General features: G+C 65.4%; 23 protein-coding genes. 8 read left to right on the top strand and 15 right to left on the bottom strand.

Features of this window, described 5'->3' with window-relative positions:
- Positions 1 to 2 precede the first annotated feature (2 nt).
- The 8 genes from dbpB (BJ981_RS14450) to queC are packed head-to-tail and all read right to left on the bottom strand — an operon-like array spanning position 3 to position 6,943.
- Complete coding sequence (gene dbpB, locus BJ981_RS14450; protein WP_184611661.1) at positions 3 to 1,112, bottom strand: DGQHR domain-containing protein DpdB; 1,110 nt, start codon at positions 1,110 to 1,112, stop codon at positions 3 to 5.
- Positions 1,112 to 2,347: a tRNA-guanine transglycosylase DpdA gene (gene dpdA / locus BJ981_RS14445; RefSeq protein WP_184611659.1), complete on the bottom strand. Its 1,236-nt coding sequence runs from the start codon at positions 2,345 to 2,347 to the stop codon at positions 1,112 to 1,114. Before dpdA ends, dbpB (BJ981_RS14450) begins: the two co-directional genes overlap by 1 nt.
- Positions 2,344 to 3,492 (bottom strand): DGQHR domain-containing protein DpdB, encoded by a 1,149-nt coding sequence (gene dbpB, locus BJ981_RS14440; RefSeq protein WP_184611657.1) that lies wholly within the window; start codon positions 3,490 to 3,492, stop codon positions 2,344 to 2,346. Before dbpB (BJ981_RS14440) ends, dpdA begins: the two co-directional genes overlap by 4 nt.
- Complete coding sequence (locus BJ981_RS14435; RefSeq protein WP_204070582.1) at positions 3,489 to 4,454, bottom strand: hypothetical protein; 966 nt, start codon at positions 4,452 to 4,454, stop codon at positions 3,489 to 3,491. Before BJ981_RS14435 ends, dbpB (BJ981_RS14440) begins: the two co-directional genes overlap by 4 nt.
- Positions 4,455 to 4,458: 4 nt before the next feature.
- Positions 4,459 to 5,238, bottom strand: a complete 780-nt coding sequence (folE2, locus tag BJ981_RS14430; protein WP_184611655.1) for a GTP cyclohydrolase FolE2 — start codon at positions 5,236 to 5,238, stop codon at positions 4,459 to 4,461.
- Positions 5,238 to 5,597 carry a 6-carboxytetrahydropterin synthase QueD gene (queD, locus tag BJ981_RS14425; RefSeq protein WP_239139593.1) on the bottom strand — a complete coding sequence of 120 codons (360 nt, stop codon included), beginning with the start codon at positions 5,595 to 5,597 and terminating at the stop codon, positions 5,238 to 5,240. Before queD ends, folE2 begins: the two co-directional genes overlap by 1 nt.
- Positions 5,594 to 6,223: a 7-carboxy-7-deazaguanine synthase gene (queE, locus tag BJ981_RS14420; protein WP_239139592.1), complete on the bottom strand. Its 630-nt coding sequence runs from the start codon at positions 6,221 to 6,223 to the stop codon at positions 5,594 to 5,596. Before queE ends, queD begins: the two co-directional genes overlap by 4 nt.
- Positions 6,224 to 6,238: 15 nt before the next feature.
- Complete coding sequence (queC, locus tag BJ981_RS14415; RefSeq protein WP_184611651.1) at positions 6,239 to 6,943, bottom strand: 7-cyano-7-deazaguanine synthase QueC; 705 nt, start codon at positions 6,941 to 6,943, stop codon at positions 6,239 to 6,241.
- A gap of 502 nt (positions 6,944 to 7,445) precedes the next feature.
- Here queC and BJ981_RS39190 point away from each other — a divergent pair.
- Positions 7,446 to 7,958 (top strand): VUT family protein, encoded by a 513-nt coding sequence (locus tag BJ981_RS39190; RefSeq protein WP_184611650.1) that lies wholly within the window; start codon positions 7,446 to 7,448, stop codon positions 7,956 to 7,958.
- Between the two features lie 750 nt (positions 7,959 to 8,708).
- Here the strand turns inward: BJ981_RS39190 and BJ981_RS14405 are convergent.
- Positions 8,709 to 9,143, bottom strand: coding sequence for an NUDIX hydrolase (locus BJ981_RS14405; RefSeq protein ID WP_204070581.1), 435 nt, complete (start codon positions 9,141 to 9,143; stop codon positions 8,709 to 8,711).
- Between the two features lie 173 nt (positions 9,144 to 9,316).
- Here BJ981_RS14405 and BJ981_RS39185 point away from each other — a divergent pair, with 173 nt between their 5' ends.
- The 5 genes from BJ981_RS39185 to BJ981_RS14380 all read left to right on the top strand — a co-directional run bounded on the left by BJ981_RS39185 (position 9,317) and on the right by BJ981_RS14380 (position 14,304).
- Complete coding sequence (locus tag BJ981_RS39185) at positions 9,317 to 10,156, top strand: helix-turn-helix domain-containing protein (protein ID WP_184611648.1); 840 nt, start codon at positions 9,317 to 9,319, stop codon at positions 10,154 to 10,156.
- A gap of 63 nt (positions 10,157 to 10,219) precedes the next feature.
- Complete coding sequence (locus BJ981_RS14395; protein ID WP_184611646.1) at positions 10,220 to 10,801, top strand: dihydrofolate reductase family protein; 582 nt, start codon at positions 10,220 to 10,222, stop codon at positions 10,799 to 10,801.
- 583 nt (positions 10,802 to 11,384) lie between these two features.
- Positions 11,385 to 12,197 carry an SDR family NAD(P)-dependent oxidoreductase gene (locus BJ981_RS14390; RefSeq protein ID WP_184611643.1) on the top strand — a complete coding sequence of 271 codons (813 nt, stop codon included), beginning with the start codon at positions 11,385 to 11,387 and terminating at the stop codon, positions 12,195 to 12,197.
- A 252-nt stretch (positions 12,198 to 12,449) separates the two neighbouring features.
- Positions 12,450 to 13,118: an HAD family hydrolase gene (locus tag BJ981_RS14385; protein ID WP_184611641.1), complete on the top strand. Its 669-nt coding sequence runs from the start codon at positions 12,450 to 12,452 to the stop codon at positions 13,116 to 13,118.
- A gap of 592 nt (positions 13,119 to 13,710) precedes the next feature.
- Positions 13,711 to 14,304: a hypothetical protein gene (locus BJ981_RS14380; RefSeq protein WP_184611640.1), complete on the top strand. Its 594-nt coding sequence runs from the start codon at positions 13,711 to 13,713 to the stop codon at positions 14,302 to 14,304.
- Between the two features lie 15 nt (positions 14,305 to 14,319).
- On the opposite strand, the gene BJ981_RS14375 is transcribed toward BJ981_RS14380, so the two are convergent.
- Positions 14,320 to 15,210 carry a hypothetical protein gene (locus BJ981_RS14375; RefSeq protein ID WP_184611638.1) on the bottom strand — a complete coding sequence of 297 codons (891 nt, stop codon included), beginning with the start codon at positions 15,208 to 15,210 and terminating at the stop codon, positions 14,320 to 14,322.
- A gap of 542 nt (positions 15,211 to 15,752) precedes the next feature.
- Here BJ981_RS14375 and BJ981_RS14370 point away from each other — a divergent pair.
- Together BJ981_RS14370 and BJ981_RS14365 are read left to right on the top strand one after the other, a co-directional pair.
- Positions 15,753 to 16,730 carry a sporulation protein gene (locus BJ981_RS14370; protein ID WP_184611636.1) on the top strand — a complete coding sequence of 326 codons (978 nt, stop codon included), beginning with the start codon at positions 15,753 to 15,755 and terminating at the stop codon, positions 16,728 to 16,730.
- Positions 16,731 to 16,989: 259 nt separating this feature from the next.
- A complete protein-coding gene (locus BJ981_RS14365) occupies positions 16,990 to 17,523 on the top strand; it encodes a helix-turn-helix transcriptional regulator (protein WP_204070580.1) in 534 nt (177 codons plus the stop codon).
- Here the strand turns inward: BJ981_RS14365 and BJ981_RS14360 are convergent.
- The 5 genes from BJ981_RS14360 to BJ981_RS39180 form a co-directional block, all read right to left on the bottom strand.
- Positions 17,507 to 18,031, bottom strand: a complete 525-nt coding sequence (locus BJ981_RS14360; RefSeq protein WP_184611634.1) for a flavin reductase family protein — start codon at positions 18,029 to 18,031, stop codon at positions 17,507 to 17,509. The genes BJ981_RS14365 and BJ981_RS14360 overlap by 17 nt on opposite strands.
- Before the next feature lie 2 nt (positions 18,032 to 18,033).
- Positions 18,034 to 20,148, bottom strand: coding sequence for a tetratricopeptide repeat protein (locus BJ981_RS14355; RefSeq protein ID WP_184611632.1), 2,115 nt, complete (start codon positions 20,146 to 20,148; stop codon positions 18,034 to 18,036).
- A gap of 1 nt (position 20,149) precedes the next feature.
- Positions 20,150 to 21,373 (bottom strand): hypothetical protein, encoded by a 1,224-nt coding sequence (locus BJ981_RS14350; RefSeq protein ID WP_184611630.1) that lies wholly within the window; start codon positions 21,371 to 21,373, stop codon positions 20,150 to 20,152.
- 412 nt (positions 21,374 to 21,785) lie between these two features.
- The gene (locus tag BJ981_RS14345) at positions 21,786 to 22,703 is read right to left on the bottom strand and encodes a cobalamin-binding protein (protein ID WP_184611628.1); all 918 of its coding nucleotides are present in this window, start codon (positions 22,701 to 22,703) and stop codon (positions 21,786 to 21,788) included.
- A 66-nt stretch (positions 22,704 to 22,769) separates the two neighbouring features.
- Positions 22,770 to 23,693, bottom strand: a complete 924-nt coding sequence (locus BJ981_RS39180) for a methyltransferase (protein ID WP_184611626.1) — start codon at positions 23,691 to 23,693, stop codon at positions 22,770 to 22,772.
- Positions 23,694 to 23,731 lie beyond the last annotated feature (38 nt).

The raw sequence follows: 23,731 nt of genomic DNA, 5'->3' as shown, positions 1-23,731 counted from the left end.
CCTTAAAAGAGTGCTTCCTGGTTGATTAGGTATAGCAGACCGTCAGTGAGCAAGCGGACGTCGTTGGGTGTGTTCTGGAAGCTGTTCCACTTGCGGGTCCCGTTGCTTCCGAACTTCCAGGAGCCGTCAGTCCATGCAGCACTTGCTTCGAGTCGCTTCAGGGCATCGTTGACCGCACCAGCGATCTCCTGAGGAGACAGATCCTCAGTTAGGTGGTCCATGAGGAAACCCATCGCTTGGATCCCTACGCCATGAGTAAGTCGCGAAAGTCTGGGCGGCAGAGACCACGCCTCGGGGAACGTTTCGCGTACCAAGGCCCAGTAGGTGTTGAGATGCGCCAGCATCTGATCGACGTCGCCGGCACCGTCCATCGGGTCACGATACTTGTAGAGAGCGCCCTGATAGAGGCTGTGCTCGATCATCCGGAGAATGCTGTTGTCTTTGATGTACCCATCGGGAGACGTGGGCGTCGCAATGGCTCGGTAAAACGGCCCATCGAACGTTCCGTTAAGGCGGGTCATCAGAGCCGCAGGGAGTTGGCGACGAGCGTACGCCGGCGGCAGGTGGGTGTTGGTGTCTGGCAGGAGCTCGTGGATCAGGCCCTTGGGAAGGGGTTTGGTGTTGTTGACGAGGATGAACTGGGCGCGCTGCTCAGCGTGGTTGTCCGCTATGAAGCCGACGACCGCGACAGGGAACTCTCCGATGTCAGCATCGCGGATGGCAGCGCTGCGCTGCTGGCCGTCGACCACCCAGGCCGGCTTCTCGTCATCTTCTAGAGTCTCGTCCAAGGGGACGATCAGTTCTCCTGGCACCGAGTAGCCGATTCTGTGACTCGTGACCACGGGTTCGAAGCGGACACGGCTGTCGAAAGCGAGCACTAGCGCGTTCGGTACCATCGGGCTCTCGGACTCGAGATAACGCTGGATGGCCCGGATGTGGCTAGCAACCTCGGGTCGCTGGTACCCCTGGAGTTGATCTTTCGCATCACGACGTATGCGGGAGACCGCAGCGAACTCGGGGAGTCTCTTGCCGTCGACAGCGAAGCAGTATATGCGGCGCGATCCCTGCCGGACCTCCAACGCTGGGAGACGAAGGATCTGGCGGTCGGCCATCAGTACTCCTGTCCAAGAGGATTCTTGATGCGGTGCATCTTAGTGTCGAACACCGACAGGTTATGGAACCCACGTCTCTTGTTTCGCTCTGATCCACGGAAGATGACTATCTCAACACCATGCGCCGCACAGATGGTGCATTTACATGATTTCCAGGGCTTGGCTTCAAGGGTAACCCGATAAGCCGCGATTTTGCTTTTCTTTTTTCCCGGCTCAACCAATTGTTCATACTCTCCGAGAATCTCAATTACCCTGTCCAGGCTTTCGAGGCCTTCGTCATACGCGCGCAGGCGCTTCATGCATTCACGCTCAGCCGACTTGGCCTTCGCCTGTGATATCTCTCCCGCCAAGATCCGTCGCTTGAGTGCTGGGTTTCCGTCGACCTGCGGGACACGAATAGCAGTATACGCCCCGGTCTCCGTATGATAGTTGTTACGGTCATCCATGAATGCCTGTCGGAACGGCGAGGTACTGTCAAAACTAGTGACACCATAGGTGGCGAATTCTTCCATCGATGTCACCCTGGTAATCCCTAAAAGATGCAACTCTGTGTCCGATAGGCGTATCTGACTGATTTCTTCCAGGCAAGCGAGGATATCTTGTGTTCTCAGTGGCACCATGCCTCCGAGAGCGATGCGCTTGTACCCGAACTCTTGCAGGCATTTAACGCTATCGGCATAGCTTGCCGGGCTCCACCCCTGCGCAGCACCGACGGGTTCGATCTTGTTTCCTCGCTCCTGGACGCGGTCATAGAACTCACCGGCGTACCGCAACGAGATCTGCCGTCGCTTCTTCCAGGCGGGATTAACTAATTCATCGGACACTGTCGGATCGTAGCCGAAGATCACATGGTCAATGCTGATCCCTGAATGAAAGCCGCAGCGCTCGTAGAAGTCCAACACCTCTGCCGTTGTATACGGCGGCAATTCCTCATCGACATAGTTGAAAGCACCGCAATCTCCAAGCGTAACAACATTTTCGGATAGTCTGAAATATTTTGAAACGCCCAATCGATACAGCCGCTCCCGTTGCGGCATCGAGTACTTTCCAGCACCCTTCACCGAGCCGTCCACGATTGCTTTGCTCACAAGGAGCCCGTCATAGGGCTGCGGCTTTAGGACCTCATGCGCATACTTGTCATCGCGCTGCCGCACCCGATACGGAGAATGCTCTTCGGTAAGAAAATTAAAAGTAGGACTGATCTGGTCCTGGCTGTCCGGGAAGTAGAATTTCATGCGAGCCCCCTACGTGCAATCTGATAGACACGAATGAGATGATTAGAGAGTTCGTGCACATGCTTGCTTACATTTTCGATCTCATTCCATCGGTGCCCTAGGTCGTCCCAGGAACCCGAGGTCCATCTGCAGTGCGGGGCAATGACTTCTAGATGTTTCCGTACTGTCTCCGGAGCATCTGCACGCTGTGGGTCAACGACGCCCAGGATTCTGTCCATGAGTCGGCCCATGGCTCTAATACCGGCGCCATGCATAAGCCGACTCTTCTCTGGCGGTTTCCCCCACGCCTCGGGAAATGTCTCTCGAACCGCCGTCCAATATAAGAAAAGCGCCTGAATAATCCCATCGAAGTCGGTCTCTCCTCTACCGATATCCCGGTATGGATAAAGGGCTCCAGAAGATGATGTGAGACTCTCCTGAATCATGTCCACGATTCCAGTGTCTGTCACTACTGCGCCACTCTGCTTAGAGCTCGCAGTAGACGCGCGCTTGATCAGACCATAGAACGGGGAGCGCTTATCCGAATTAAGGAAATCGCACAGTTGAGAGGGCGCCTTCCGTATCGTGAGACGTGGTGGAAGTGGGCTGTCGACCTCGGGAAGGAGCTCCGTCACAAGTCCTCGTGGCAACGGTTTCGTGTTGTTGATCCGGACGAACTGATCCCGCTGCAGGTTGACCGTGTCTGCCACGAATGCAGTGATCGGCACAGGAAAGTCATGTCGTCGTGTCTGGGCGAGCGCCAATGCGCGCTGCTGCCCATCAACGATCCAGGCTGGCCTAGGCTTTCCAGCCTCTGGAAGAGGGATGGTTAGCCTTCCGGTGTCGGAGACTCCATCGTCAGCGTGCCTATTGCCGCCCCGAGTGCTGCGGAAACGCACTCGCGGCGACAGTGCCATGATGATCGGATTAGGGAAGATCGGGACATCGCTGTCCAGGTATTGGACGATCTCCTGTATGTGATTCTTCACTTGTGGGCGTTGATATCCGATCAGCTTGCCCGCCTCATCTCTGCTCACCCTGGAGATGTCGGCGAACTCAAGAATCTCTTCAGCGCGCAGCATAAAGATGTACAGAGGATAGTCTTTCGCCTGGATGATCCGAAGCGCACGAACCTCGCTTGTACGCGACCTCGGCGAATTGGTCATCCCCACTCACCCGCCGCAGCTCGAGATTCCTCAACGAACAGATTTCTGAAGCGAGCATGCTCACAGGAGCGTCCCGAACTGCGCAACTCGCGCAGCAAAGGGGTAGCTGAAGTGGGACCAAACTCAAGGCGGCTACGAATGAATACACGTACTTCATCGTCAGTCATACGAGTGCCTGCCGGCTTATAGGGGGCATCAGGCACGGAGGCAATGACGTCTCTCATGATCTTGGCGAGTAGCGGACGTTGCAGAGCATCCCCACGTAGAGCTGATTCCTTGAGCACATATTCCGCGGCACGAACGTTCAGCGAGAGAAGGCTTCCCCCCACCATGGCTCTGAGAGCGGCTGTTACTGGGACCATTAGGTCATCGATCTCTGGGCAGCGCCCCGCCGGTCCGATCACCGAAAGGCTGTCACCATCCGACAGCACCGACGTCGCGCCGCGCAGGTCGGTTGAGCACGCCTTGAGGTACGGGTCTGACAGTACGGCGATGATCGTGGCATCGGGGTCTCGAGCAGCAAGCGCGACGAAGGAACGCGGTTGGTCGCGTTGCGGCCCAACCCACCGTGACAACCGTGCCCACCAACGGCGGGCTCCTTCCGCATTGGCGGCGACAGAGTCTCCGTGACCTAGGGCAAACGTAGCGGCATACGGAGCGATGGGCGTCGTGACGGGGATCAGTCCATACCCAGCCGAGCAGACCCACAGGGTCGCCTTCTCGCCGACTATTTCAGCCAAGCGCCGAGCGATCAACCAATGTTCGCCGGCATACATGTCGCTGGCCGGAACCTGAGCGGGCGCTGTAGAGATGTGCCTCACCCATTGGTCGCATCGCTCGTCGACATCTCTAGCCAGCACGTTCCGAACCCGGAGTTCATCGGCGACGGCGATGCGCTTACGGTTCGTGCACGTCACCACTACGTGCACGGCTTGGCCGTCCTGGCCAACGCTGTGGTCCATGTGTCTATGCGCCGTTCGGAGAGGTCCAGGAGACTGCCGCATAGGCCGCATGGTTGTGAATGCTCTCGTCGTTGGCAGCACGTACCCGGTATGTGGCGATCCGGTTGGAGGCCGCAAGGACGAGGCAGACGTTGCGGACCATGTCTTCGACGAAGACCGGATTGTCGTAGCCAGCCATGGTGACGTGGCGCTCATCCGGACGCTTGAGCAGTGCGTAGACCGGCGAGGAGGCAGCGCTCTCGGCGATGTCGATCAGTTCGTCGAACCAGAGATCAGATGGTTTGATCTCGATAGTGATGTGACCGCGCTGGTTGTGGGCACCACGGTCACTGATGGCTTTACTGCAGGGGCACACGCTGGTGACCGGCACCTCGACGCTCAACACTGATTGGGCATCGGCGTCACTGCTGGTGGCGGTTACGGCGCAGGTGTACTCGACGTACGCTCGCGAACGTGTGACGGGCGCCTCGCGTTCGAGGAAGTAGGGGAAAGCCAGTACACGGGCGCTAGAGCTTCCCATGTGCCGCCGTAGATCTTCAGCCAGAGCCGCCGCAGTAGCAAAGGTCAACTGGTCGCGTGCGCCATGAAGCACCTCGATGAACCTGCTGAGATGCGCGCCCTTGACGCCAGGTCCGAGAGTGACCGACATGGCTGCTGTGGCAACGGTCTCTCGTTTGGCGCCCTGCCCGTCAGCGACAAGAATCGGGTAGCGAAGACCCTCGATTCCAACTTCATCGAGACCTATACCGCGACTGTCAGGAGTTGTCTGAACGTCCTCAAGCATCAGTTCTCCCCGCGGTAGACACAACCGGAAGTACACGTCTCTCGAACAAGAATCGCCGACAGAGGCAAGCTGCTGATAAGACGATCCCAGATCCATTTCGCCAAGACTTCGCTCGTCGGGTTCTCGAGCCCAGGCACTTCATTGAGGTAATAGTGGTCAAGCTGGTCCAGAACAGGTTGAAAGGCAGCCTTGATCTCGGCGAAATCCATCAGCCACCCTGTCGTGGGGGCAACCTCACCGCGCACATGTACTTCCACACGATAGCTATGTCCGTGGAGCCTGGCGCACTTGTGACCAGGAGGTACGCTCGGCAGCCGGTGAGCCGCCTCGAACATGAACTCACGGAAAATCTCGATCAACGGATTCCCAAGGTCTTGTGACTTTGTACACTCAACTGCCACTGAGGATGCTCGAGGCAGTACTCGATCGCTGCCTTCGTGTTCACGACGAGGTCCTCGCTGTCCATTGGTTGAAGCAGGAAGCGGTCAAAATCGAGGTGTTCGAAGAGTTCGGGCTCCGCACCGGCCTGGGGATAGACCAACTTCAGATCGTGTCCTGAGGTCAGTAGCAGTTTCGTACCCGCCTTGGGGCTCACACAGATCCAGTCGATGCCATCAGGAGCGGGCCGGGTGCCATTCGTCTCGATGGCTACCTCGAAGCCTTCATCGTGCAGAGCGTCGACTGCTTCGGCGTCCAGTTGCAACAGGGGCTCTCCTCCTGTGCACACCACATACGGCTTGCTACGCGGGTGAGGTTGCCCCCGCCAGGCCTTGGCGACAGCAGCGGCAAGGTCGACTGCTGTGCGGAAACGACCGCCTCCAGGGCCATCCGTGCCCACGAAATCTGTGTCGCAGAACTTGCACATCGCTCTGTGCCGGTCCTTCTCGCGACCTGTCCACAGGTTGCAACTAGTGAACCGGCAGAAGACCGACGGGCGCCCTGTGTGGCTCCCCTCTCCCTGCAGCGTGTAGAAGATCTCTTTCACCCGGTACACGCCAGTTCAAGCCTTCTTTGAAGTGAAGGATGGATCGACCATGCCAAGCTCGGCGAAGCCTCGTCCACGCAGCAGGCAAGAGTCGCAGGTCTCACAGGCGCGTCCATCGATCGGGTCGTAGCAACTGTGGGTCCAGGAGTAGTCGACTTCCAGTTCGAGGCCGCGCTGGATCGTCTGCGCCTTCGTCAGTTGAATCAGAGGGGTATGGATCTTGAGCTTCTGAGTGCCTTCTACGCCAGCCTTCGTCGCGAGGTTGGCCATACGCTCGAAAGCCTCGATGTACTCCGGCCGGCAGTCCGGGTAGCCGCTGTAGTCAAGAGCGTTTACCCCGATGAACACATCCGACGACCCAAGGGTCTCCGCCCAGGCGAGCGCGAAGGATAGAAAGACGGTGTTGCGAGCGGGGACATACGTGATCGGAATCTCAGAGCCAAGATCGTCAACACTGTCATGGTGCGGCACGTCGAGAGCGTCGTCGGTGAGCGCGGATCCACCGAAGACAGCAAGGTTGATGTCAGCGATCACATGCTCTGCCGCCCCCAACTCGACGGCGATCTTCTTCGCAGCCTCGAGTTCCTCGGTGTGCCGCTGCCCATAGCGAAAGCTGAGCGCGTAGGTCTCGTAGCCTTCCTGGCGGGCGATGGCAAGGACAGTCGTCGAGTCCAGGCCGCCGCTTAGGAGGACAACGGCCTTCGACTTGAACGTATCCATTTGATCACCCTCTGTCATCATGGTTCCACCGAAACTTACACCTCAGGAACCTCACCAGGCAGCGTAGTTTCCAACGAGCCATCTGCCAACCTAACCGCCCCCCGGTGAGAGGGGGGCGGCGCACCACCCACTGGACGGTCCTCCACGCGCCATTACCCGATCATCAACGATGCCGGACTAGAAGCCACTGAGTCCCCGAGCCCTGCAACCACACGAATCGGTTGGAAACTGAGCTCCACCCCTGATCGCCGAGGGAGCAGTTTCCTGCCCCTTGTAGCCACAGTCAGCCGAAGATTTAACAACCAGGGACGCAAGTTCATCTCGAGGGTGATGCGTCCCATCGCCAACCAAGATCATATGATCTATCCACCCAAACGGTGGATGTACAGAAGCTACGGAATTCGCACAATTGTCGGTGCCAGGCCTTGTACTCTCGGGACGCTCGCCCTGACGGCTTCCCTTGGGCGGGCAAGACTCACCGTTGTGATCAGAGAGTAGAACCGTGAAGGTTTCCGTTGGCCTCGGCAGCGCCGCACTCCTCGCCTACATCGCTACCATCCCTGCAGCGAACCTCGCAGTGACCCACCTTGGGGCGGTCCCTGTGGGCTTCGGTTACGTCGCGCCTGCCGGCGTTTACATGGTGGGACTGGCGCTCGTGCTTCGCGATCTCAGCCGAGAAGCCGCTGGCCGCTTCGCTGTCCTAGCAGCAATAGCCGTCGGCATTGTCCTCTCATACTTGCTGGCCGACCCCGACCTCGCCATGGCCTCAGCCGTGGCCTTCGCCGTAGCAGAACTGGCGGACTTCGGTGTCTACGAACCGCTTCGCCGACGAGGATTGATGATCGCCATCCTTGCATCGAACGCCATCGGCCTCCTAGTCGACAGCCTCCTGTTCCTCAACTTGGCTTTCGGCTCCCTTGAGTACCTTCCAGGGCAGATTCTCGGCAAGGCCTGGATGACCCTTGCGGCAGTTGCAGCCTTGGCCCTTCTCCGACGGCGGCGGACTACGGCTTAACCTGGCCGCACACGCATCTCTTGAGATAGCGGCCGGCCCATTCACGCCAGACTGTGGCGCCTCAGACTGACGGGTGGGGTCAGGGCTGTTGCGGCCCAACCGGATGCCGCGATAGTTCATCATGTAGCTCCGGGACATACGCGAGATGATCAAGCAAGCGGTATGAGCCTTTCACCGTGTTTAAGCAGGTCAGCTCACGTATGTCGATGTCCCCATCCGCACCCTCCTAAAGCGGGTGCCGCAGGTTCGAATCCTGCCAGGGGCACTTCTCTGACCAGCCATTCGCCTCCTCACCAGGGCATTCCTTGATCACCGTGAGTCGCTCAGGTGCAGCCGTGAGCCACCGTATGCAGCCGAAGGTCAGTGATCGCGATATATGCGCGATATGATCTTGAGGCCGTATCCCCAGCTCAGCTCAGAAACAATGCGAGCCCGGTGACAACCCGATGCCAGAGGGGACGCCAGCGTTGAGCCACAGCGAGACGGCGGCAGCGCGGCGTGATCCGGCAGAGACGATCCGTCGGATGGTGATCCGAAGTGAGCCGTCGGATTGAACGTCGGCAGGCTTAGGGCCGTGTATGTGGCGCGGAGGGCGTGCAGGGCGTAGGTCAGCAGGTAGGTCGGTCGGTTGTTGTCCGCGGCGTCGAACGCGCTCGACATCGCCGGTACGCCTTGGACGATCGGGAACTCGTCGTCTGCCTGGGCGGGCATACTGCGCGTGCGCGCGCACTCCTGGTTCCCGGAGCGACGTCACGTGGCGAGCACGGTAGTGAGCATCGAGAGATACGGCTCGTGGGCGAGACGCAGGCTGTCGAGAGCCGACGTCTCGGACCACGCCACAGCGTCGGGATCGTTTGGCGCGGCGTTGATGGGTGTTCCGGTCCACCTGTCGATCAGCCAGATCTGCATGGCGAACGTCGCGGCCCGGATCTTATGTATCGGCGGGCTGGGCGGCTCCGATGCCGTGATTCCCAGCTCCTCCCGAAGCTCGTGGACAAGGCTCTCTTTCGGATCCTCCGCCTCCTCGACATGACCGCCCGGTAGATCCCACACGTCGGGATACCAACGGCGTCCGGCGCTTCGATGACACGGCAACACCCGATCATCGTCGCGGAGAACGGTCGTCACAATGCGGGCCGGATCGGAGTCGTCAGCGGAGATCGTCATCGGCAGGTTCTGAGCCATGCGGGTCTGAGTTCGGTTGACTTGGCCTACGTGAGAGAGGAGATCAGCATCCTCTGAGCTGCTGGAAGGGTCCTCCTACCCTAGATATCGGGCCTTCGGGGTTGGATTTTCCGCGGCGGGCGAGGCCTGCGTGCGGCGGTCGGCCACGGTGGGGCGTCGGCGATACTGTGGGCGTGGAGTATGTGTCCAGAGTGCCGCGACCGCCGCTGGACGGGCTGATCGATGACCTTTACTACCTGGAGGGTGCGCCGCCGTACGCCCGGCTGACGTTGCCGCCGGGGCCGTCGGCGTTGCTCATCGTCAACCTTGGGGCGCCGTTCCGCATCCGCGCCGGCGTCGGCACCGAGGTGACCGAGTACGCCGACGGCTGTGTGGTCACCATGCCCACCCGCGCGTGGGAGTTCGGCTACCCACTTCGGACCCGGTCCGTCGGCGTGCACGTCAAGCCGTGGGGGCTGGCGCCGTTCCTGTCGGTGCCCGCGGCCGAGCTGTGTGATCGGCCGGTGACGGTGGAGCAGGTTTGGGGGCGGCCCGCCATTGCTGAGCTGCGGGACCGGCTCCCCATGGCGGACGGGCCGCACGAGATGCTGACGCTGCTCGAGGAGGAGCTGATGCGACGGCTGTGCGAGACCGCCGGCCTGGGGCTGGTCCGCCATACGAGCGGCGTCATCGCGGCGGCCAGCGGGGCGGTGGCGATCGGCGACCTGAGCGTGGCGGCCGGTGTCAGCAGCACTCATCTGGCGCAGCGGTTCAAGGAGCTCATCGGCGTCACGCCGAAGCGGCTGGCGCGCACCTACCGCTTCGCCGCCACCGTGTTCGCGATCGACCCCGCCGGGCCGATCGACTGGGGCGAGCTCGCCGATGGCGCAGGCTACTTCGACCAGGCCCACTTCGGCCACGAGTTCCGGGCGTTCACCGGGCTCACGCCGACCCGGTACGTCGAGGTCCGGCGGCGGTTCATGCGCGAACATCCCGGCCACACGCTGGACGGCTGGCCGCTGCCGGCCGATTGATTTCTTACAAGAGCGACAGCTCACGGCACGCTAGGTTGGGGCACCCCAAGCAGAGGAGAGCCCGTGGGCAAGGTGGTCATGTACAGCTCGGTGTCGGTGGACGGCTTCGTCGCGGACGAGAATGACCAGCCCGGACCGCTGTTCGACTGGTTGTCCAGCGGTGACGTCCCGTTGGACGAGAGCGGCGAGCTGAAGGTGTCGCGGACGTCCTACGACTACACCCGGCCGTACTGGGACCAGATCGGAGTCACGATCGTCGGCCGCCACGTCTTCGACCTGACGGACGGCTGGGACGGGAAGCCGCCGGGCGGCATCGACCACGTGGTCGTCGTGTCGCACCGGCCGATGCCCGAGGGCTGGGACCCCGAGGCGCCGTTTCACTTCGTCGACGGCGTCGAGGCAGCCGTGGCCAAGGCGCAGGAGCTCGCGGGTGACCGCGTGGTCGAGGTCGCCGCCGGCGACGTCGGTGGGCAGGTGCTTGCCGCGGGCCTGATCGACGAGGTGCGCATGGACGTCGTACCCGTCGTGTTCGGGTCCGGCAAGCGCTACTTCGGGTCGGTCCACGCGCAGCACCTGTTGGAGGATCCTGACGTGGTGATTCAGGGCGACCGGGTTCTTCACCTGCGCTATCGGGTGCGCCGTTGACCGATCTGAGCCGCCCAGCGCCTCACCTGCGGCGAGTTCAACTCAAGATCACTGGTTGCCGGTTCCCGTCGTATCTCGGCCGACCCTCGAACGGACTTGGCCTGAGCGTGGCCTCGGGACTTCGGGCCCGAGCAACGCGCCGACGCCGTCCTCCCATCAGAGCTACTCCTGCGTCCGGATCGCCGGGCTCGTCGCTCTGGACGACGACGGCGTCCCGCTCTCGGCGCGCAAGGGCAAGGTCTTTGTCCGCTCCGGCAAGGGCGAGACCTCCCGCGAGATCCCGCTTCTGGACGGCACCGCGCGGACCTCCATCACCGAGTGGCGCACCGACCGCGCCTCCTGGCCCTGGCGCCGACACCCCGGCGCTGTTCCTCGATCGCCGCTACACCCTGCCTACCCACGCCGACCTCGAAGACGCCGTCCGCCATCTCCCCACCGATCAGTGGGGCCACCGCTGACCTGGGCGAACTCAAGCCTGTAGCAGGGTTTCGCAGGTTTCGCCAGGCCCCCCACGCGCGGGCGCGAGGCGCCCACCTGCGACGATGGCCCCGAGTCACCATCTGGTCTCATCGGGGAGGGAATTTTGGCGCGGCTCCAGAACAAAGTAGTGATCATCACCGGTGCCGGGAGCGGCATCGGCAAGGCGGCGGCCGAGTTGATGAGCCGGGAGGCGGCGAGCGTCCTGGTGGCCGACCTCGACTCCGCCGCCGCGCGGGACGTGGCCGAGGGCATCGTGGCCGCGGGTGGTCGTGCCATATCGTGCGAGGTCGACGTGACCACCGAGGATTCCATCGCGGCCATGGTGGAGACGGCCGTGGCCGAGTTCGGACGGCTCGACGTCCTGTGCAACCACGTAGGGGGAACGAATCCGCGCCGGGATCTGGACCTGCTCCGGCTGGACATGGACGAGTTCGACAGGGCCGTGGCGCTCAACGTCCGCAGCGCCCTGCTCGGGACCAGGCACGCCCTGCCGCACCTGATCGAGGCCGGTGGCGGTTCCGTGATCAACACCGTCTCGATCGGGGGCCTGCTGGGCGACTCCTTGCAGATCGCCTACGGCGCGGTGAAGGCGGCGTTGATCAACGTCACCAGATACATCGCCGTCCAGTACGGGCCGCAGCGGGTCCGCTGCAACGCCGTCGCCCCGGGGGCGGTGATGACTCCGGCACTGCGCGACAACATGCCGGTCGAGGCGATCGAGCGGCTCCAGAGTCACAACGCGCTGCCGTATCTGGGGGCTCCCGAAGACATCGGCAACACGATGCTCTTCCTCGCCTCCGACGAGTCGCGCTACATGACGGGGCAGACGCTCGTGGTGGACGGCGGTTGTACCAGCCAGTCCCCGCTCGCGCCGGATCGCAGGGCACTGCTTCCCGAGATTGACCCGGGTCTCTGATCTAGGCAGGTTCGGTGGGCCGGCTTTCAGTGAATTTCCCGAAGGAACCCCCGTGAACATCCCCCGTATCGAATTCACGCGGATTCGGTCACTCGGCTCTGGCGGGCAACGCGACGGGTACGAGCAGTTCATCTGCCGCCAGGTGGCACAGGAACGAGAGTGGGCCCAGCCCCCAAGCCATCTCAGCAGCCCGGACGGCGCCCGGGATTTGGGCGGGCGGTGTAGAACCGACCTCGTCTAGGATCGATCATCGTGCAGCGGCTGGCACTCTTCGACCTGGACAACACACTCATCGACCTGGACGGCGCTTTCCTGTCGTGGGCGGAGGAATTCGCCGAAGAGCATCGGCTTGGCCGGAAAGCCATCGATCACCTGGTCAAGCTGGACCGTAACGGCCTGCCTCATCGCGAGCTGTTCTTTCTCAAGGTCCGCGAGCGGTTTAAGTTGTCCGCTTCGGCGAGGGAGCTGTGGGCCGCGTATCGCCGGCGAATGCCGCACCTTGTCCAGTGTCGTCCCGAGGTCATGGCCAAGCTGACCGAGCTCCGCGCGCTCGGGTGGCGGGTGGGGATCATCACCAACGGGACGGCGGACAACCAGTTCGGCAAGATCCAGCAGACAGGGCTGGCCGATGCCGTGGACGGCTACGCGGTGTCGGGGATCGAGGGCATCCGCAAGCCCGACGTCGGCCTGTTCGAGATCGCCGCCAGACGGTGCGGCGCGGACCTCGCCGGTGGAGGCTGGATGGTCGGAGACCACCCCGTTTCTGACATCGGCGGAGGACATACGGCGGGGCTGCGTACGGTCTGGATCCGTCGCGGAAGCTGGGCAGGTCACGAGCGCCCTCCAGATCACGTGGTGACGGATGTGACCCACGCGATGGACATTCTTCGCGACACCGGGATGACTCCGGAGAGACACTGATGGGCCACAGGGGCGCCAGTAGATTCCTGCCCACGGCCCCGTCGGATCGGCTGCTACGACGACCCCGCTGGACCATGCCCAACAGTCTGGTCGCGTCAGTGAACGTCGTGGTCACGGGCTCTGGAAGGCGACGAGTCCCTGCGAACGCGCTGGGTGAGGCGGGACGACACCTCGGCGGCCTTGGCGAAGGAGACGATCAGGTGTTCCTTTACTGTGCTGCTATGGGGGAGCAGTTCTGTATCGCGCCCTCGGGATTCGGGACTCCATCTCGTGTCGCGTTCACCGGTCGGCGACCGTTCCCCGCTCGAGGTCACGTTAAGACCTGGTAATGGCACTAAAAGGATGGGCTGTGGCCTGGATCGGCTTTCGTGATCGGTACCATATCCGTCCACTAACGCATGTCCAGGCAGTAACGAGCCGTCGAACTCCAAGGACCAGGAGGGCCGCGATCCCTTTCATCAGAGACAAGAAGTTCACACCCCTTCCTCGGGGGCGACTCTTCTCGAGCCGGCGTTTCCGTGGCCTCTGCGTGCCAGGTTCGCACACCCTGATCACAAGGCTCCAGACGTCCTGACCGAAGGGAACGGAAACGTTGATAGATCCCAAGTTCGTCTTTCTGGCCCTGTGTTTCAACGTGCTGGGGTCCGCCGTCTATCTCCGCAGTGCGTTGCAGAACAAGATCAGGCCGCATCTGGTGACCTGGTTCCTTTGGGCGGTCGCCCCCTACCTGGCTTTCGCGGCTCAAATGCAGGAGGGCGTCGGGCTGGTCTCGCTGGTCACCCTGATAGCCGGCATCAACCCTACGATAATATTTCTGGCCACCCTGCGAAGCAGGGACGCCCATTGGTCCGTGTCCGCGTTCGACCTGACCTGTGGAGCGCTTTCGATCGCGGGCCTTGTCTTATGGATCACCTATCGGCAAGCCGGCTTCGCCGTCACCCTGGCCATTCTTTCCGACGCCCTGGCATCCGCGCCGACGTTCAAGAAGTCGCTCAGCGATCCACAGAGTGAGTCCTGGTCTGTTTACGGCTGTCTTTCCGTGAGCTCGCTGATAACGCTTGCCACCATCGATGACTGGAAGTTCGCCAACTACGGATTCGTCGGCTATCTGGCCGTTCTGGGCACCAGCCTGACAATGATAGTTCTCATGGGAAGCCGTCTGCGAAGACGCGGACGGGAGACCTGATCGTCTGGTCCGTCCTCAGGCGGGATCATCTTGGGCGAGCGGGGGCAGCTCCCCGATCCGCACCGTTCTCGTATGTTGATCATCGTCCAGTTCGGCCCAGATGTTGAGGAATATCTTTATCAGCTCACTACTCGGATCCGATATGAGGATCTCCCCCCAGATCCGCAGGCTCTCGTCGACGTCACTGTATTCCTGCAGCTGGATCACCAGCTTGGTGCGGTCCATGAGCATGAACTTGAAGGGGAACCTCCGACGCGCCACGCGAAGCGTGACTCTATGCCCTTTCCGCTTCCGCAGGTCGAGCATGGCGTGGCAATGCCTGATGAAACCCGTCGTCTTGGCGTTCCTCAACGACCTGAGCGGGTCCGAGACCTGCACTATTCGCTTGTAGGTGAACGAAGGAGGAGCGCCCCTCACCTTCTGCACCAGAGTCTCGAAGAAATCCTTCGAATGATCGGCCTGCATCGCCCCGTCAGGCCAGTGCCCTTCTTCTGAGATCAGGTCCAGCACGAACAGTTCCTGCTGGGCGGACAGCATCAGTTGCGCCGTCTTGTCGTCGTCCAGAGAATCCATCGCATTGACCTCCTCCAGGAGCAGTTGCTCCACGTGGAGACCAAAACGCTTCGACAGGTCGCGGACTTCGGCCGCGATCGCGATCGATGCCTGCTGGAACCTGTCGCCGAGTTCGACGGCTTCTTTACGGACCGTCCACAACAGAGCCTGATTGCTTTCTGAGACCTCGATGTCAGCCTGTCTTCTCGATTCCAGAGTGGCCAGTAAAGCGGCGAACAGTCCTATGACCGTCACACACAGAACCACGGCGATCGCCGCGGCCAATCGCAGCTCCGTGGTCAGGACCTCTTGCACGGCAGCGCCGAGGACCGCACCGACCAGGGCACTCCCCACAGCCAGGATGGGCTTCCAATTCCTTACCAACCAGGATGTCATTCCAGCCTCAAGGGCGCATGGGGGACTAGGCGTCCACACGTAGTCTGTGCCTGGGTCGATGGATAGTCAATGCGATTTGCCATCCTCACCCTTATCCGGAGTGATCGCCGCCCCGTTTACCACAGGCATCCGGCACCGCCACCTTCCATGCGTGCCGGCCTCTACGTGAAATCCTGTTCCGGTTCAGCACGTGCGGCTTTCCTCCCCTAAAGAGGCTCTTAATGCCGTTCGCGGGCGCGGCCGCCGCGAGGACGGTGGCGGCCATGCGGCCACCGAGGAGGACACGGTGGAATTGTCGCGAGCGGGGTGGAGGGAGTTCGCCCGGGTGGGGCCGCCGGCCGTGCCGTGTCGTTTGTTCCCTGTCGTGTGCTGTTCGTCCTGATCGTGGGTCGGCGGGGAAGCCAAGGTTTGCCGGCCATCGGAACCTCGGGGCGGGATCGATCGTTCTGGCGGTCGGCTGGCGCCGTGTATCGGCGGACGATCTTCGACGGGAGAGAAGCGTGGTCTTCAAACGGCTGCTGGGTGCCTTCGGTGTGGGGGCGCCTTCGGTGGACACCGTTCTGGCCGATTCGCGGGTGCGGCCGGGCGGGCTGTTGCGGGGGGAGGTCCGGCTCAACGGGGGCGAGTTCGACGCCGAGATCGAGCACGTCACCCTCGGGCTGGTCGCGGGGGTGGAGGTGGAGCACGGCGAGGCGGAGCAGGCCGGGCTCGGGGAGTTCCATCGGGTTTCGGTGTCGGGGCCGTTCACCCTGCACAAGGGGGAGGACAAGGCGATCCCCTTCGAGATCCCCCTGTCGTGGGAGCTGCCCGTCAGCGAGGTCGGGGGGCACCCTCTGACCGGTATGGCCCTCGGCGTGCGGACGGAGCTCGCGATCGCCAAGGCCGTGGACAAGGGCGATCTGGACCCGTTCACCGTCGAGCCGCTGCCCTCCCAGGTCGCCATTCTGCAGGCGATCATCGACCTCGGCTTCCGGTTCAAGTCCGCGGACCTGGAGGCGGGGCGGCTGTTCGGGGTCGAGCAGGAGCTGCCGTTCTACCAGGAGATCGAGTTCTATCCGTCCGCGCGGCACGCCGGGCTGGTGAACGAGATCGAGCTGACCTTCGTGGCCTCCCCGGAGGGGCTGGAGGTCGTCCTGGAGGCCGACAAGAGCGCCGGGCGGTTCTCGGGCGACGCCATCGGCCGTTTCCGGATCGGGCACGAGGAGGCGCTGCGCACCGACTGGGCCGGCGAGCTGGACCGGTGGCTGACCGGGCTCGCCGGGCATGGAGAGTACGGCGGGCAGGGACAGTACGGCGAGGCGGGGCCGCATGAGGCGTACGGCCACGGCGGGCACCCGGGCGGGTACGGCGACCAGGAGCACCACCGCGGTGGGCCGGGCTGGGGGACGGTGGCGGCGGCGGGGGCCGCGGGGGTGGTCGGGGGCATCGTCGCCGGGGAGGTCGTCGAGGAGATCTTCGAGGACGACGAGGAAAGCTGATTTACCGGCCGGAATTCCCGGTAATTCCGGCATTATCGGGCGACCCCAGAAGCACGCGAAAAAAGACCAGGCGACCATAAATCCAAGGCACCGGCACGCGCGATCCATTTGTGGCCCCAGGCCGTGACAACGGCACAGGCCATTCGAAAATCAAATCCGGTGGGGCGCGAATATCCAACGCGTACCGACCGGCATTCGAGAATGGATCGCGATGCGAACGGAACGGGGTCCTGAAGGTACTACGTCCTCCGTCGATCGGATGCGGGCCGACGAGCGTGTGCTGGCGGCGCTCGGCGGCCCGGTGTCGGCCGAGACCTTGCGGCTGTTGTGGACGGCCTCGCTCGGGGACGACACCCTGGCGCTCGAACTGGTGCGGGGCGGGCTGGAGTACGGGGCGCTGGAGCGCCAGAACCAGACGTGGCGGTGGGGCGGCAGGCCCGGGGCGGCGGCGCGGCGACTGGCCGAGCTGATCGAGTCACGGGCCGCCGTGCTGACCGGCGCCCAGCTCACCGCCCTGGAAACCTTGATCACGCCGCTCGCGGAGCCGCTGGCGGCGATCAACCGGGTGCGGCTGGCCCGCGCCGCCGGCGTCCGGCTCACGCCCCGGGAACGCGACGTGCTGTCCCTGCTGTCCGCGGGGCTGAGCGCGACGGCGATCGCCCGCCGGCTGCGGCTGTCGCCGCGTACGGTCACCAAGCACCAGGAGCGGCTGTACCGCAAGCTGGGCGTCTGCGACCGGGTCAACGCCGTCCTGCTCGCGCAGCGGCTCGGCCTGGTCAGCGCGCCTTCGTGAACCCCGCCGCGGAGCCCACCGGCATGCCGGTGGGCTCCGGCGACGCGAGGGTGTGGAAGTCGCGCCGGTGGTAGAGCAAGGGCCTGCCGGGATGCACCTCGGCGCGCTCGACCCTGCCGATGACGATCGTGTGGTCGCCGCCCGCGACCAGCGCGTGGGACGAGCACAGCAGGTGGGCCAGCGCGCCGGGCACCACCGGCAGGCCGTCGGCGAGCGCGAGCGGGACCGAGAACCGGGCGGAGCGGCGTCCGGCGCAGCGCCGGGCGACGTCCGCCTGGTCCTCGGCCAGGACGGTGACGGCGAACCTGTCGGCCGCGCAGAACACCCGGTGGGAGGCGCCGTCGCGGGCCAGGCAGAACAGCACCAGCGGCGGGTCGAGCGACAGCGAGCACAGCGACCCGATCGTCACCACGCGCGGCAGGCCGTGCCCGTCGAGGGTCGCGGCCACCGACACCGCGGTGGTCACCGTGGCCAGCGCGTCACGGAAGCCTTCCGCCGACAGGGGCATGATCAGACACCGGCCAGCAGCGCCAGGCACCGGTCCCGCGCGGCGGTCAGCTCGGCGGTGTCGGCGCCGGGCAGCGCGAGCGCGGCGTCGAAGTCGGCCAGCGCCAGGGCGGGGCGCCCGGCGGCCTCGTGGGCGAGGCCGCGGTTGAGCAGCACGTCCGGGTTGTCGCCGACGATCTCGAGCGCGCGGGTCAGGTCGTCCGCCGCGTCCGCGGGCCGGCCGAGGCTGAAGCGGGCGACCGCCCGGTTGACCAGCGCCCCCGCGTAGGCGGGCTGGGCGTCGAGCGCGGCGTCCAGCCGGCGGACGGCCTCCTCGGCGTCGCCGCGCTCCAGGGCGATCGTGCCCTGCATGCACAGCAGGTCCGGGTCGGAGGGCCGCAGCGCGAGGCCGGCCGCCACGTCGGCCTCGGCCGCGTCCAGGTCGCCGCCGTCCAGGTACAGCTCCGCGCGCCGCAGCCGGGCGGGCATGTCCTGCGGCTCCATCTCCAGCACGTAGCCGAGGTCGTCCAGCGCGCCCTCGACGTCGCCGGTCTCCAGCCGCGCGGTGGCCCGGTTGTAGTACAGCTCGGGGAAGGGCGGGGCCATGGTGACGGCGCGGTCGTAGTCGGCGAGCGCGGCGGCGAGGTCGCCTCGCTTGCGGGAGAGCTTGGCGCGTTCGCTGAGGTAGTCGGTGTAGTACGGGTCCATCTCGATGAGCGTGGTGAAGTCGGCGTAGGCCTCGTCGTGGCGGCCGAGCGCGGCCAGCAGGCGGGTGCGGTTGTAGAGGAGCTGGGAGCGGTGCACCACCCAGTCGTCGGGGTCCAGCGCGGCGTCCAGCCGCTCCATGCCCGTTCGGACCAGGTCCAGGGCGTGCAGCAGGTTGCCGCGGTGCATCTCGATGAGGGCGAGGGCGTTGTCGTTGAAGACCTGGCGCAGCAGGCGCTCCCTGGGGTCGGGGAGCAGGGCGGCGATCGCCACGGCGTTGTTCTGCCAGGCCAGCGCGGTCTCGTGGTCGCGCGGCGAGTAGAACCGGGTGTACAGCATGGCGATGCCGTAGCTGCTGATCATGTGGGCGTTGGGGTCGGTGAACCGCCTGCGCAGATCCATGCAGAGGTCGTACGACTCGTCGTAGCGGCGGAGCGGCACGAGCGCGTTGGCGGCCAGCGCGGTGAACCTGCGGAAGTCGTCGGGGTGAGCGGACGGGTCGGTGACCGCCCGGCCGCGCAGCCCGATGTCGAGGGTGGCGGCGGAGAAGCCGATCACGGCGCTGACCCGCAGGGCGTCGGTGAGCGCCTCGCGCCCGCGGCCGCCCGGGTCCGCGCCGCGTTCCCGGTGGTACGGGATCGCGCCCATCTTGGTCCCCGAGGAGGCGCCCGGCGTCAGCTCGTCGGCGCGCAGGTCGTGCAGCTCGCGGACGAACGCCTCGTCCGCGGCGGCGTAGGCGGCGTTCTCGGCGGGATCGTCGCTGGTGCCGTCCGCCGCGACATAGGCCCTGACCAGCTCCTCCGTCCCTCGCCGGTCCTCGGCGTCCGGGGGCGACTCCGCCACGTGGACGGCGTCGGCGTAGCGCGCCAGCGCCCCGGCCAGCTCCGGCGTCAGCTCCTCGTCCGCGCCGGAGACCACGACCCGCAGCGTGCCGGGGTCGCATCTGCGCAGCAGCAGCGCGACGAGTTCCTGGGTCGTGTCCTCCGCCGCGTGGACGTCCTCGAACACCAGGCACGGCGGCGCGCCGCCCGCGTCGGCCAGCCGTCGCGCGTACTCGGCCAGAAACGTCACGATGCCCTGGTTCATGCAGCGGATCATGTGGGCGCCGTAGAAGCGGGTCCGCTGCTCGAAGGGCCCGGTGAACGCGAGCTGCTGGGGCGCGGGCCCGACGATCTCGGCGAGCTCCGGGATGCCGTACAGGAGCTCGACCCGGTGACGGTCGACCAGCTCGGGCCACCGGGCGTACGCGTCGGGCAGCAGGGCGCGCAGCGCCGTGTCCGCTCCGGTGTAGGGGCCGCGCAGACGACGGTGGCACCCGCAGACGACGGCGTGCTCGCCGGTCTCCTCGGCCGCGCGGCGCAGCCGGTCGGCGCGGCGGGGTCCGGTGATCCTCAGGTGGGGCCGGCGAGCCGGGTGGCGGCCCTGGGCTGGCATATCAGTTCACTCCTTCGGTGAGGACGGGTCCGGCGGGCCGGGTCCGGGCGGGCCGGCGCTTGCGCCAGGACAGGTAGGCCGGCAGGACCAGCCAGGTGACGAGCAGGACCATGGCCACCGCTCCGTCCCAGAAGGCGGCGTGCGACGGCCCGGCGCGCAGGCCCTGGACGGCGACCTCGACGTACTGCACGGTGACAGGCAGCGAGCCAAGCACCACGAAGCCGAGCATGACGAGGACGCCGAGGAGGATGAACGGCCCGTACCACCGGCCGACCCTGCGGTCGTGCTCGGTCCACTGCTGCTCGTCGACGGCGCGGCGCGGCTTGCCGAGCAGCCGCCAGATCCTGTTGCGCAGCAGCGCCGTGCTGGCGTCGTGCAGGTCGTGGCAGTTGAGCGCGGTGGCGAACACGTAGTAGAGGTCGGTGCGCAGGTAGAGCTGGAACTGCCAGATGAAGCGGGTCAGGACGGTGAAGGCCAGCGCGAGCGCGATCCGCCCGATCAGGGAGAAGTCGCCCCCGGGCGTGCGTGTGAGGTCGGCGAGCAGCCCGAGCAGGGAGAACACCACGACGTCGCAGGCCATGCCGGACAGGAACGGCATGTACCGCTTGCTGCGCTCCACGCTGAGCAGGCCGTTCATCTTCGTCTCGAAGACGATGTAGAAGTACCGGTTGCTGATGCCGAGCCGGCTGCGCAGGCCGAGGCGGCGCCCGGCGAGCATGTGGGAGGCCTCGTGCAGGTAGATCAGCGGAAGCTGGCCGAAGAGGATCCCGAACTGGACGACGATCAGCGAATCGGTGAAGAACATGTGGCGGGGCCGGGGCAGCAGGTCGCCGTGGCGGACGGCGGCGAGCAGCCAGGCGGCGAGGACCGCGACGTAGACGACGACGGCGAAGGGGGAGAACGCCGCGCGGGCGAGCCATCGCAGCGGGAGGCGGCCGGGGGCCGCCCCGCCATGCGCCTCGCCGTCCGCAGTCTCGCCGGACCGGACGAACCCCAGTTCGTGCAGCGTCTCCAGGAACTCGTCCATGTCGACCTGCTCACCGTAGGTGGACTCGTACCACCGCGCGGCCTGGTCCGGGGGCATGCCCTCCGCCATCTTCCGCAGCAGGGCGGCGCCGTCGCCGGGAAGCACCGCGTAGGAGTCGGTGTCGACCCTGCCGACCACCACCTCGTCCCCCTCGGGGACGAAGCTCAGCTCGTGGAAGGCGACCGCGACGTCGTACATGATCTACTCCATTCCCCCGCGGCTGGATGTGGCGGGCGCCTGGCGCGGCGGGTGCTGTGCGCACGGCGACGCGCGCACAGCACCGGTTCATGCGCCGCCGTGCGTCAGTTGGCTGCCGGGTAGGTGCACTGGCACGTGGCGGAGGTCAGGCGGACGTCGCTGGTGCGCCGGACCGTGATCTTCTTGATCTTCGTGGTCGACTTCATGGAAGCCTCCTTGGCTGATGTCGTTCGCCCGTTATTCGGATGAACTCCTTGGCGTCGTCGATCTTCTCGGCGACCGACCAAACAATGCATCAGCGGACAGGAGGCGGCATATCAGCAAAATTGCGTACTTGTACGCCGGCCGTGTGCTGGGGAGTGTGGCTTTCGAGGTTTCGGCGCGGTGAGCGGGAAATGACGGGGAACGCCGGCTACTCGGGAAGGGGGCGCGCCTCGGCACGGGTGACCGGCGCGCCGGCGGCCACGCCGTGCAGGACGTGGGCGAGGATCTCGGCGCCACGCACCACGCGCGGGCCGGGGCGGTTGAAGTAGGCGGGCCCGTCGAGCACCCACACGCGGCCGTCGCGCGCCGCGGGCAGGCCGGACCAGCCGGGCAGGCCGGTGAGCGACGACCGTTCCGCCTCGGTGCGCCCGGGCGTGAAGCCGCACGGGATCAGCACGACCACCTCGGGCTCGGCGGCGCGCAGCCGATCCCATTCCATCGCCCCGGTGTGCTCGCCCGCCGCGGCCAGCAGCGGCTCGCCGCCCGCCGTGCCGATCTGCTCGGGAACCCAGTGACCGGCCGGCCACAGCGGGTCCAGCCATTCGATCGCCGCCACGCGCGGGCGCGGGCGTCCGGCCACCGCGGCCCGCACGGCGGCGAGCCGGTCGCGCAGCTCGCCGGCCTTCCGTGCGGCGACCTCCGGCACGCCGAGCACCTCACCCACGCGCAGGAGGCATCCGAGGACGTCGTCCAGCGTGCGGGGCTCCAGGCTGATCACGCGGGGCGCCGCGCCCATGACCCGCACCGCGTCGGACACGGCGGTGTAGGAGACGGCGCACACGTCGCACAGGTCCTGGGTGAGGATCACGTCCGGGGCCAGCCCGGCCAGGCGCTGGACGTCGATGGCGTAGAGGGACGAGCCGCGGTGCGCCGCGCCGCCGACGGCGTCGGAGATCTCCCGGCTGGTCATCCGGTCGGTCGCCAGCTCGGCCCGGGTCACCACGGGGACGGATCCGACCTCCTCCGGAGGCCAGTCGCACTCGTGTGTGCGCCCCACCAGGTCACCGGCCAGGCCGAGGGAGGCGACCAGGTCGGTGGCGGCGGGCAGCAGCGACACGATGCGCATACCACGAGCGTAGAACGGGCCCCGGCCGCGCGGCACGGCGCCGTACGGCCGGGGCCCGCGGAGTGGTCAGGCCAGGGGACGGCCCTCGCCGCGCCAGGCGTGCAGGACCCGGTGGCCGCTCGGCCTCATGGGCCGCATGTCCGGCGAGGCGCCGAACACCGAGACGTACTTCTGCCGGTCGAACAGCTCGACCTGCCAGCCCGCCTCGGTGAGCACCTTCTCGTGGTCGGTGAAGTACCACTCGGCGCACTCCATGACGATGCTGCACGAGGGGGCCAGGTAGCCCTCGGGGTCCGCGGTGACCTGGCGGAGGAACCACGACGGGTCGTTGTCGGGCGAGTAGCTGAGGTGGGCCAGCCCGGACTTCCTGGTGGCCTCCGAGAGCTGGTCGGTGTCCGCCAGGTAGGGCGGGTTGGACACCACGACCTGGACGTTTCGCGGCGGGTCGGCGGTGAACGGCGCGAAGAGCTCGTCGGTGAAGTAGCACTGGTAGAGCTTGAGGGTGTACGGGGCCGGGACGAGCCGGGCCGCGTTGTCCCTGGTGAGGCGGAGCGCCGCGGCCGACAGCTCGCTGCCGTGGGCCTCGACGGCCGGACGGCGCTTGAGCACCGACACCGCGACGGCGCCCGAGCCCACGCCGACCTCCAGGAGGCCGGGACGGGCCTCCCCTCCCGCGTAGAGGTCCACGGCCCGGACGGCGAGCAGGGCGAGCAGCTCGGTGGCCGGGTGCGGGATGATCACGCCGGGTTCGACCGCGAAATCGTCGCCGAGGAAGGTCTCGGCTCCGGTCAGGTAGCCGAGCGGCACCCCGCGCACGCGGTCGGCCACGAGCCGGTCGAGGCCGCGGGCCGGGTCGTCCGCCGAGGCGCTCGCCACCAGGAGCGCGGCCTCCCGATCCCAGTCGGCTATCTCCCCGGCGCGCAGGCCGATCTTCGCGGCGCGCAGCCGCGCGGCGACCGGCGCCACCAGGTCCTGGGTTCCCTCTGTCACGTTCACGTTCCTCTCGCCTTGTCCTTTCTCACGGCGTG

Origin of the sequence: Sphaerisporangium krabiense, from assembly GCF_014200435.1 — a bacterium.
Classification (GTDB): domain Bacteria; phylum Actinomycetota; class Actinomycetes; order Streptosporangiales; family Streptosporangiaceae; genus Sphaerisporangium; species Sphaerisporangium krabiense.
The sequence above is the reverse complement of the archived record's forward strand: the minus strand, read 5'-3'. Positions and strand labels throughout refer to the sequence as shown.

Excerpts from the sequence above, each read along its gene's own strand:
- dbpB (WP_184611661.1), bottom strand. The coding sequence starts at position 1,112 with ATGGCCGACCGCCAGATCCTTCGTCTCCCAGCGTTGGAGGTCCGGCAG.
- dpdA (WP_184611659.1), bottom strand. The coding sequence starts at position 2,347 with ATGAAATTCTACTTCCCGGACAGCCAGGACCAGATCAGTCCTACTTTT.
- dbpB (WP_184611657.1), bottom strand. The coding sequence starts at position 3,492 with ATGACCAATTCGCCGAGGTCGCGTACAAGCGAGGTTCGTGCGCTTCGG.
- BJ981_RS14435 (WP_204070582.1), bottom strand. The coding sequence starts at position 4,454 with ATGGACCACAGCGTTGGCCAGGACGGCCAAGCCGTGCACGTAGTGGTG.
- folE2 (WP_184611655.1), bottom strand. The coding sequence starts at position 5,238 with ATGCTTGAGGACGTTCAGACAACTCCTGACAGTCGCGGTATAGGTCTC.
- queC (WP_184611651.1), bottom strand. The coding sequence starts at position 6,943 with ATGGATACGTTCAAGTCGAAGGCCGTTGTCCTCCTAAGCGGCGGCCTG.
- BJ981_RS14405 (WP_204070581.1), bottom strand. The coding sequence starts at position 9,143 with ATGGCTCAGAACCTGCCGATGACGATCTCCGCTGACGACTCCGATCCG.
- BJ981_RS14365 (WP_204070580.1), top strand. The coding sequence starts at position 16,990 with ATGCGGGCCGACGAGCGTGTGCTGGCGGCGCTCGGCGGCCCGGTGTCG.
- BJ981_RS14360 (WP_184611634.1), bottom strand. The coding sequence starts at position 18,031 with ATGCCCCTGTCGGCGGAAGGCTTCCGTGACGCGCTGGCCACGGTGACC.
- BJ981_RS14355 (WP_184611632.1), bottom strand. The coding sequence starts at position 20,148 with ATGCCAGCCCAGGGCCGCCACCCGGCTCGCCGGCCCCACCTGAGGATC.
- BJ981_RS14350 (WP_184611630.1), bottom strand. The coding sequence starts at position 21,373 with ATGTACGACGTCGCGGTCGCCTTCCACGAGCTGAGCTTCGTCCCCGAG.
- BJ981_RS14345 (WP_184611628.1), bottom strand. The coding sequence starts at position 22,703 with ATGCGCATCGTGTCGCTGCTGCCCGCCGCCACCGACCTGGTCGCCTCC.